General features: G+C 31.4%; 8 protein-coding genes and 1 pseudogene. 8 read left to right on the top strand and 1 reads right to left on the bottom strand.

Features of this window, described 5'->3' with window-relative positions:
- The 8 genes and pseudogenes from J7E44_RS23840 to J7E44_RS23805 form a co-directional block, all read left to right on the top strand.
- A partial coding sequence (locus tag J7E44_RS23840; protein WP_214834699.1) for an RHS repeat-associated core domain-containing protein occupies positions 1-3,211 on the top strand: 3,211 nt, incomplete at its 5' end.
- On the top strand, positions 3,211-3,480 hold the full coding sequence (locus tag J7E44_RS23835; protein ID WP_214834697.1) for a hypothetical protein: 270 nt from the start codon (positions 3,211-3,213) through the stop codon (positions 3,478-3,480). The genes J7E44_RS23840 and J7E44_RS23835, both read left to right, overlap by 1 nt.
- Positions 3,481-3,951: 471 nt before the next feature.
- Complete coding sequence (locus J7E44_RS23830) at positions 3,952-4,350, top strand: hypothetical protein (RefSeq protein WP_214834695.1); 399 nt, start codon at positions 3,952-3,954, stop codon at positions 4,348-4,350.
- 302 nt (positions 4,351-4,652) lie between these two features.
- Positions 4,653-4,886, top strand: a complete 234-nt coding sequence (locus J7E44_RS23825) for a grasp-with-spasm system A modified peptide (protein ID WP_214834693.1) — start codon at positions 4,653-4,655, stop codon at positions 4,884-4,886.
- Between the two features lie 188 nt (positions 4,887-5,074).
- A complete protein-coding gene (locus J7E44_RS23820; protein WP_214834691.1) occupies positions 5,075-5,917 on the top strand; it encodes a hypothetical protein in 843 nt (280 codons plus the stop codon).
- Between the two features lie 2 nt (positions 5,918-5,919).
- The gene (gwsG, locus tag J7E44_RS23815; RefSeq protein ID WP_214834689.1) at positions 5,920-6,816 is read left to right on the top strand and encodes a grasp-with-spasm system ATP-grasp peptide maturase; all 897 of its coding nucleotides are present in this window, start codon (positions 5,920-5,922) and stop codon (positions 6,814-6,816) included.
- 175 nt (positions 6,817-6,991) lie between these two features.
- Positions 6,992-8,080, top strand: a complete 1,089-nt coding sequence (gene gwsS / locus J7E44_RS23810) for a grasp-with-spasm system SPASM domain peptide maturase (protein ID WP_214834687.1) — start codon at positions 6,992-6,994, stop codon at positions 8,078-8,080.
- A gap of 239 nt (positions 8,081-8,319) precedes the next feature.
- Positions 8,320-8,469, top strand: a pseudogene (locus J7E44_RS23805) (toprim domain-containing protein); the annotation flags it as partial.
- On the opposite strand, the gene J7E44_RS23800 reads toward J7E44_RS23805, so the two are convergent.
- A partial coding sequence (locus tag J7E44_RS23800; protein WP_214834683.1) for a DUF4236 domain-containing protein occupies positions 8,466-9,443 on the bottom strand: 978 nt, incomplete at its 5' end. The pseudogene J7E44_RS23805 and the gene J7E44_RS23800 overlap by 4 nt on opposite strands.

The raw sequence follows: 9,443 nt of genomic DNA, 5'->3' as shown, positions 1-9,443 counted from the left end.
ACTTTTTGCTGACGATTTACAGACAAGGGATTATCTTCCAGTTCCTCAACAGTCAACAACCAATGGAGCTATTTATGGACAGAACTCAGATTTGATTGATTTTCCAGTGGGTGATCCAGCTGGAATTTATCAAGGAGAAAAAGCCTTTTCAGAGAAAACGCTTGAAAACTCGCCTCTTGACAGATTATTAGAACAAAAACAAGTTGGGACCGCTTGGAATGGTAAACCTGTAAAGTTTGAGTATGCCACAAATACCTCAACAGATGTCAGAAAGTATGTTACAACCACGACTTCTATAGGAGACATAACTACTTCTGTATTAAATGTATCTAATGATTCTAATTCTTTAAATGGATTTTACAAAGCCAATCAGCTTTATAAAAACTCTGTAAAAGATGAAGATGTTAATGAAACGATAGAATTTAAAAATGGACGAGGACAAACCGTTTTGGTGAGAAAAGTAATTAATGCGACAGATAATGCAGATACCTATTATATCTATAATGAATATGGTCAACTTGCATTTGTAATTCCACCAAAGGCTTCTTTTGCCATTAAAGGTTTGGGTGTGGGATTACAGATTGCTGATACTACTTTAAACGATCTTTGTTACCAATACCGATATGATGGTAAAAATAGATTGGTGGAAAAGAAGCTTCCGGGTAAAGGTTGGGAGTATATGGTTTATGACAAAGCAGATCGGCTTATTATGACACAAGATGCTGAGCTGCGCAAGATCAATAAATGGCTTGTAACAAAGTATGATCTATTGGGGCGTGTGGTTTATACCGGGATTTTCTCTTCTTTAGAAGGCAGACCAAGTCTTCAGAGTTTACTGAACAATTATGTAATTACCGAATATAGAAATGCTCAGGGATTTACCAAAAACGGGATGCAGATTTATTACAGCAAAGATTTTGTGGATTTAGAAACTGTCTTATCAGTTAATTACTACGATAACTATCTCACAGGTGATCCTTTTCCTACTCTGGTATTCGATCAGACTGTACTCCCTTCGGATGTACAACAATACGGGCGGAGTACAAAAGGCCTGCCTGTTTCCAGTTTCGTGAAGAATATCGAAGATGATAGCTGGACTAAAAACTATTTTTATTACGATATTAAAGGAAGGTCTATAAGAGAATTTACACTTAACCATTTGGGAGGATATACCAATGTAGAAAAACAATTGGATTTTTCAGGAGTAGTGAAAGAAATTTTAACCCAACATAAAAGACTCGCTACAGATACCGAAAAGACAATAAGAGAAAAATTTACTTATGACGATCAGAACAGGCTTATATCTCATAGCCATCAGGTGGGTGCTGGAGCTATTGAGTTTTTGGCAAGAAACAAATACAACGAGCTTTCCCAATTAGAATATAAAAAGGTAGGGGGTACTGTTACAGCTCCGTTTCAGCAAGTAGATTATAAATATAATATCAGAGGTTGGGTGACCCAGATCAATGATCCTAACGCCTTAGGAGGTGATTTGTTTGGATACAAAATCAAATACAATCAGGTTGAGGGACAAGAAAGTCCTAATATGGATTATTCTACTCTCAAAGTACTTCCAAAATACAATGGTAATATTGCAGAAGTAGACTGGAAAACCTCTACCATCCCTAATGATAATCTCAGAAGATATGGATACGTATATGACAATCTGAACAGACTGGTAGCTGGATTTTACCAAAAAGACACCAATCCTTCCGCGAAAGAATATTTCGAGATGATGGAATATGATCTTAATGGAAACATTACCAATCTGAAAAGATCGGCAGATGTACTTTCTGGGGATCCTAATACAAAATTAATAGATAATCTTAAGTATGATTATACAGGTAACAAACTGACAAAAGTAACAGAGCAACAACAAAACTCTACAGGTTACCCTTATTTTGTAGCTCCAAATGAAATTGGTTATGATTTAAATGGAAGTATGATCAGTTACAAGGACAAAGATTTAGAATTAATTGAATACAATTTTTTAAATCTCCCAAGTAAAATAACAGGAAAACCAGGTCAGACACAGAAAAACAGCACTAACCTTTATAGAGCAGACGGTGTAAAAATTCGGAAGATTTTTTCTGCCAGCTCGGCTATGATAACTCAGACAGATTATTTGGATGGATTTCAATATAAAGATGCCGTATTACAGTTCGTTCCTTCAGCCGAAGGTTATTATGATTTTGTAAAAAATAAGTACATTTACAATTATACAGATCATTTAGGAAATGTAAGGTTGAGTTATCAGAAGGGTACATCAGGATTGGAGGTTATTGAAGAAAATAATTATTATCCATTTGGATTAAAGCATGATGGATATAATGGTTTAGCGGGTAATTCTGCTTATCAGTACAAGTATAATGGTAAAGAGTTGCAGGAAACGGGAATGTATGATTATGGAGCAAGGATGTATATGCCGGATATTGGTAGATGGGGAGTCGTGGATCCTTTAAGCGAATTACAGTTTGCTCATAGTCCATATTCTTATGTTTTCAATAATCCTGTTTATTTTAATGATCCAACAGGAATGATTGGAGAAGCTTGTGATACTTGCCCAGATAAAAGTAAAAATCCTGAAAAAAATCCTAATGCACGTGGTGGCGCAAATAATCCTGCAGAAATTGAAGGAGTTGTAATAACGGGTATTAAAAAGTTTACATCTAAGGCTGCGGATATTATTTCTAGAATTGACATTCAAGAAACTTTATCACTATTAGCACCAATTAGACCAGGTACTCCAGAAGAAAATGCGTGGCTTAGAGATCGATATGGTTACGGAAAGGGAGTGTTAAGTGATATACAAGGTGTTGGAAAATTAATTATGGATGTTCCAAGCCTCTTATCTGATTCTTTTAGTTCAATTGGCGAAGGTGAAAGTGGAGAGGAAACAGTTATTGCAACTGCAGTTTTACTAATGAATGTGAGAAAAGGCAAGTTTGGAAATGTTGCTAGAATGGGAAATTTAGGAGGTAAGTTTATGAAATTAGCCAGAACTCTTAAATTAAATATACATAGCCCTACTACAATGAGTATATTGGAAAATGCAGATAATACAGTGCAAGAATTTATATCCGCACATAGACAAGGTAGTATAAAATCTGTTTTTCCAGCAGAACATTTAAACAGTACTGTTAAAGAAGCTTTACAAAGTGGTAATACAACTGTGCGAAAATTATTAACAGATAGTAGATTTTTAAAATAATGGAAAATAAAAATACTGAAATAAACAAATTACTTATCAAAATAAGTAAAGAATCATTGCAGAATTATAAAATTGTTGATTTTTGGGAAGCAGATACTACAGCAATAGGTATTCAAATAGACGAAATTTTAATATATGTATCCACATTTAATTATGATAAAGCCCATAAATACAATGTAATTATCGAAGAATATGATACAGGCAAATTAATAGATGAAGAGAAAGAAAGTTCATATGATGAATTAGTTGAAACTATTAATAATCTGTAAAATAAAATCCCCCCGCTACGCAAGGTCATAGACTTTGCTAATCTATAAAAATAAACCCTCGCAATTTGCGAGGGCTATTTTTGATGATAACATAGAAAATATAAGAATTTCTTGCTTCAGGTTATAAATCTTCTCAAGCATCTAATAATATTAATTTTAAAAGGGGAGATATATTATTATGGGAAGGACATATGATGGAAGTTGTAGGTTCAAAAAAAGGCGGGGATATATATAATTTAGAAACAACCCATAATTAACATTAAAGCCACCAAATTGGCGGCTTTCTGCATTTGCAAATATAACAGCAGAGTGAGCAATTGATGAAATAGGGAGTATTGAAGGGTGTAATACATGGGGGATTCTTAGATCCGAAAGTAAAGGATTCTTAATGCCAAACATTACCAAATTATACTTTAATATCCTCATTATATCCTACAGCTTTATAACTTCATTCACTTATGTAATGAAGAAATGGAAAAAGAAAACAACATAAATGATACGGTAGAAAAAGTAAAAGATACTTTACTGGTATTAAACAATACGATCAATACCATCGGACTTGTTCAGGGTATTGATAAAGAAGGCAATCTCAAAGAAGTTTTGCCGGGAAATAAAGCCTCCCAACGAATGATCCGTATTGATGCCGATGAAGGCTCGTTCACCAGTTTCTTTACCGATTTTTACAGTCAGCTTAAAAACCCTTCTGATTTCTCATTTTTCAAAGTAACGGAATATGAGGCTACCCAGACAGCTACAGAACTACAGGAGTATGTTAAGAATGCTTCTGAAGAGGAAAGAAGGGATCTAAAGCAGTATGAAGTTTCTATAGAAAGGGTAGAGGCTCATAGAAATCAATCTCCAATAACTTGACTGAAAAAGTGCTTAGGCAAAGAAGAATACTAAATAATTAAAGTTTGTTTCATCAGTATTTTTGTATGGCTCTATTATTTAGATTTATTACAAACTAGGATGTCTCATAATAATGAAAACTACTGATAATTAATTATATATGAATAAATGTAAGAATAAAATATTAAACTTTATAATAAATGAATAAAAAAATAGTTATTGGATTATAAATTTATATATTTGGCATCGATTTATTAATAATTGGTTCGATTTAGTGTAAATTGAATAATTTTAAATTCTATTAACTATTAAAATTCATTTTTATGAAAAAATTAAAAGGTGTGAAGAATTTTATTTCTTCTTTTGAAAACAAAAAATTAAAAAATGCAGATTCAATATTTGGGGGACTAATAGGTCCCACTAATGATTATTTCTCACAAGCATCTACCAGCCAATGGAATTGCTCTGATATTGACACATATGTTGATGGAACTTTTATACAACGGCAAGAGTGTCTGACCGATGATTGTTCGGATCCTGTTATTACAAAACCATAATTAAAAAACTGTCCTACTAGGACAGTTTTTTAATAATAGATAGTTTTAGTATGATGATCTATCTTTTTAGATGAAATAGAATCATTATGAACAAAATTGCCACAATTATTTAAATATCTATATATAAATTATTATCACTTTTATTTTTTTGAATGAATAAGAACATTTTTTTTCTATCTATTTTATTTATGATAATTTCCTGTCAGATCAGAAAATCTGACCATACTGCCTATCTTAATAGAGTCAACGAAATAGACAATATTTACCGTATAAAAAGTGATACACTAACCGCTCTTAAGATGTATCAAAATTTGTTTAAGAAGTACCCTCCTCATAATTCGCATCTTATTAATGAGTACCAAACTTATATTATTATTTCAGACAAATATAATCTAGATTTCGGAGGTAAAGAAAGCCTATACAAATTAATTCCCTTGGTAGCTCCTAATTGGAAATATAATCGACTTGATAAAGATTTATTTGACTTGTATAAAAAGTATGGAATTGATAGTTTGGAAGTAGAAAATAAGGTCGCTGACTGGAAAAAAGGACTTAATAAAAAATTGGTAGATTCCTTTTCCATTGCATTCTTCAGAAATCAGGAATTTAGGATGCCTAAGTACATTGAGAAACAACAAAGCATTAATGATGCAAAAAATGCTAAATTGTTTGTATGGACTTTCAGCAACTATGGCTTCCCTTCTCTTCAAAAAATAGGACTTTGGGGAAATGACAACATTTTTATGCCAATGGGAAATATGTTAAATCATATGGCAGGATTGGACAATAAAAATTATCCTTATTTTAAGGAAAAAGTGTTTGAATATATGAAAAAAGGAGAATGTACACCCGAAGCTTATGCAGAGATGATTGATAAAAGAGCTTATATGGAAGGAAAGGATTGCGTGTACTGTACAGTGCGTAATTCACGTGTATCAGATAGTGTCCAGGTCAATAAAAATAGATATGAGATAGGAATGCCTTCATTAAAGCATAGCAAAAGAATTAATGCCGATTATTTAAAAAGGTAAATATGATACTTATAATTTCTGAAAATAAGGAAAGGGCAACAAACGAAATCATTCGTTGGCTCATTTCACTTGAAAAAGATTTTATTCGAGTGCATGAAGACGAAGTTTTTGAAATAAGAATAAAGGAAAAAAGAATATACATTGAAAGCCAGAGAAATTGTTTTTTTATTGATGAAATTACAAGCGTTTGGTATCGAAGAGGTGGTTTACAATTCTTGAGAAAGAAATATGACAGTCAAGCCGTCGATATTCATATGAATGAGCACCAACATTGGCTGGAAAATTATGTCAGGAACTTTTTAGAAAAGAAAAACCACATTAATAAAGAAAGTAATTATCACGTTAATAAGCTTATTGTTTTAGATACAGCGAAAGAAATAGGTTTTGATGTTCCTGAATATTTTTTGGCGGATAATACGGATAATGTAGAAATAAATAAAACTATTATTAAATGTATTGCAGGCAATGGAATTTTAAAATTTCAAGACTATCATGGATCTATATATACTTCTGTTGTTGAGAAAAAAGAAGAAGAGGACTTCTTCATTACTTTCTTTCAACAAAAGATTGAAAAGGATTTTGAAATCAGATCATTTTATCTGAATGGGAAAATTTGGTCCATGGCCATTTTTTCACAAAATGATAATCAAACTAAAGTAGACTATCGAAAATATAACAAAGAAAATCCGAACAGAAATGTCAGATATAACTTACCTAAACATATTGAAGAGAAAATTGTAATACTAATGAATAAGTTAGATTTGACATCAGGGTCTTTAGATTTTATAAAAAATGGGAATGAAATTTATTTTTTAGAAGTAAATCCTGTAGGTCAGTTCGGAAATGTATCATTCCATTGTAATTATGGATTAGGTTATGAAATTGCAAAAAGCTTATGAAGAAATTGATTAAAGAAAAAAATAAATTACCTCTTATATTTAAGCATATCGAATTTTCTAAAAGTATGGTTATCATTAAAAGTAGATCCAGCCTTACTTTTTATGTTGAATGTGAAAAATACCAAACAGACTATCTCAATAGGTCAAGACCATATAAATCAATTAGTAGATTATTGTGAATTATTTTAATTTATTTAGTAATATTTTAATTACAAAGGGTGTTCATAGAATTTTAGTTACTGACTTACAAAGAGAAAAGACAGAATTATTCCCATTAGAGTTTAATGAGGTCATTGATGAACTTAAAGAAAAATCAATCGAAGATACTATCAAATCTTATGATTTAGAATCACAGGAATTCGTAAAAGAGTATATTGAAATACTTTTAAACGATGAATATGGCTTTATTACAAAAGGTGATTGGGATTCTAATTTCCCTCCTTATTCATTTGATTATTCAGTGCCAAATGAAATTACAAATGCTTATCTGGAAGTTGATGATTTGCATATTCTAAGTAAGGTGAATCAATCATTGTCAAATTTTGGCACAGAACATATTGTTATTCTTTATAACAAATCTTTATCCATTGAAAGTATTCAGTATATTGAAGATGTATTTAAAAATACTACTGTAACTTCGGTAGAAATATTTTCTGAATACTCTGAAATTTTTAATGAAGATTTTTTTGAAATAATAGAAAGCTTGTGTTGTAGGATTTATAATTTTGTATTTTATTCGTGTAAAAAGGTCCCGTTTAAACCTAAAGATAAATATAAATTCACTATAAATTTTACAAAAGAGCAGATAAAATTGAATTCATGCGGTAAAGTAGATTTAAAGTATTTTAATACTAATTTACCTAAAGTCTTAGAGGCAATCAACTATAATTCCTGTCTTTATAAAAAAATAGGTATAGACATTCATGGAAATATTAAAAGCTGTCCCGCAATGTCTCAAAGTTTTGGAAATGTAAAAAGTACAACATTAGAAGAAGCTTTAAGGCAAAAAGATTTCAAAAAATACTGGCATCTTAATAAAGATGAAATAGAGATTTGTAAAGATTGTGAGTTTCGTTATATATGTACTGATTGTAGAGCTTATACAGAACAAACGCACACTAACAAAGAAGGTTTAGATGTTTCCAAACCTCTAAAATGCGGTTACGATCCCTATAGTGGCAAATGGGAGGAATGGAGCACTAATCCACTGAAGTTTAAGGCAATTAAATTCTATAATATTCAGGGATTAGTTAAAGATGCTTAGTTATTAATTTACAGATGATATTATATGACCTGATGTATGAAATGTGTTTATTTCTTTCCACTATAGCTCAAAGTTAACCTTGGGCTTCCCATCGTTATCTTTTAAATTGACAGATATATCTAATTTCCAATTTGTTTTGTAGTATTTTCCTCCATTGAATTCAGTAGCCGGACTAAATCCTATTTTGTTGTTAAAGACAAAATTGCTTGCTCAATCATTAAAGTTGTTTTGGAACCAAGTGGCTCAATGAAGAAATGACCAAGGCGGTCAGCCAATTTAAGAATTTAGAAGAAATCCTATTTTGTTTTGACCAGGATAAAGCAGGTAAAGTTGCAGTAGAAAAACATGCAAAACTTTTAAAAGATGATTTAGTAGGATACTACCTCTAATTCATTGCGTCAATTACTCGGCATAAATTTTTGTATTCCTGAAATACATTTCCAAACTCTTGGGTAAATTCAAAATTACTTATTTGATATTCTTCATTAAGACCAGTAGAAGTAGAAAGATATATTCTACCATATAGTACTACAGGTATCTGATAATTGTTTTTAAACCTTTTATCAGGCGTACCATTCTTATTAACTTTTGCCCATGTTTTTCTAATAATTTTTGAATCCCGGGGAACAGCGTTTGTTTCAGTAAAGTTTACTGATGTACTAATCAGATTAAGTTCATCGATACCTATTATTGCAAAGTTTTGATTATTCGTGTACATCAGTACAAAAGTGGGGTAGAAGTAAAGATCTGCACCATTTATATTTTGAAAATATAGGGCTTCATAATTAGATTTAATAATGGGTAGTGATTTTAAACCAATTTTAATTTCACTCCTATTAACCAATGTGCTGGCATTTGATCTGGCTGCTACGCGGTCTTGAAAATGTGCTCCGGTAATATCCCAAATACGGTGTGATGTACTTAAATTTTTAAAGGCATTATATAGACGCTCGTATTTTCTTTTGGTCGGATCGTCAAACTGTATATCAATATTAATGGCAGAGTTATCAATAACAATTTGTGCTTCTTTAATTGCCTCTTTCTGAGCGATTATGTCTTCATTAAGGTTTTTAACTGTATTTTTATTGATAAGACCATAAATGAAAACATAACTTACAATCTTTTTTGTTTTAGAAAAGGTTAATGCCCTTTTTATCTTTTGCAAGTCGTTTTGAAGTTCAGCTTTTTGCTTCTGTGCAACCAAAATAGATTCCTTAATTCCAGACATATCCTGTGATGTGATTTCATGTAAATCTGCACTAAAAATATTATCGGAAAGAGTTACATTATAGATTGGTTCTGGAGAAGGATAGGATTGGATAGACGGCCTTCGTGAAGAAGACTGTATGTCTTCAAAATAAAA

The sequence above is a fragment of the Chryseobacterium sp. ISL-6 genome, assembly GCF_018613715.1.
GTDB classification, from domain to species: Bacteria; Bacteroidota; Bacteroidia; order Flavobacteriales; family Weeksellaceae; genus Chryseobacterium; species Chryseobacterium paludis.
This window is presented reverse-complemented; position numbering and strand designations above follow the sequence as displayed.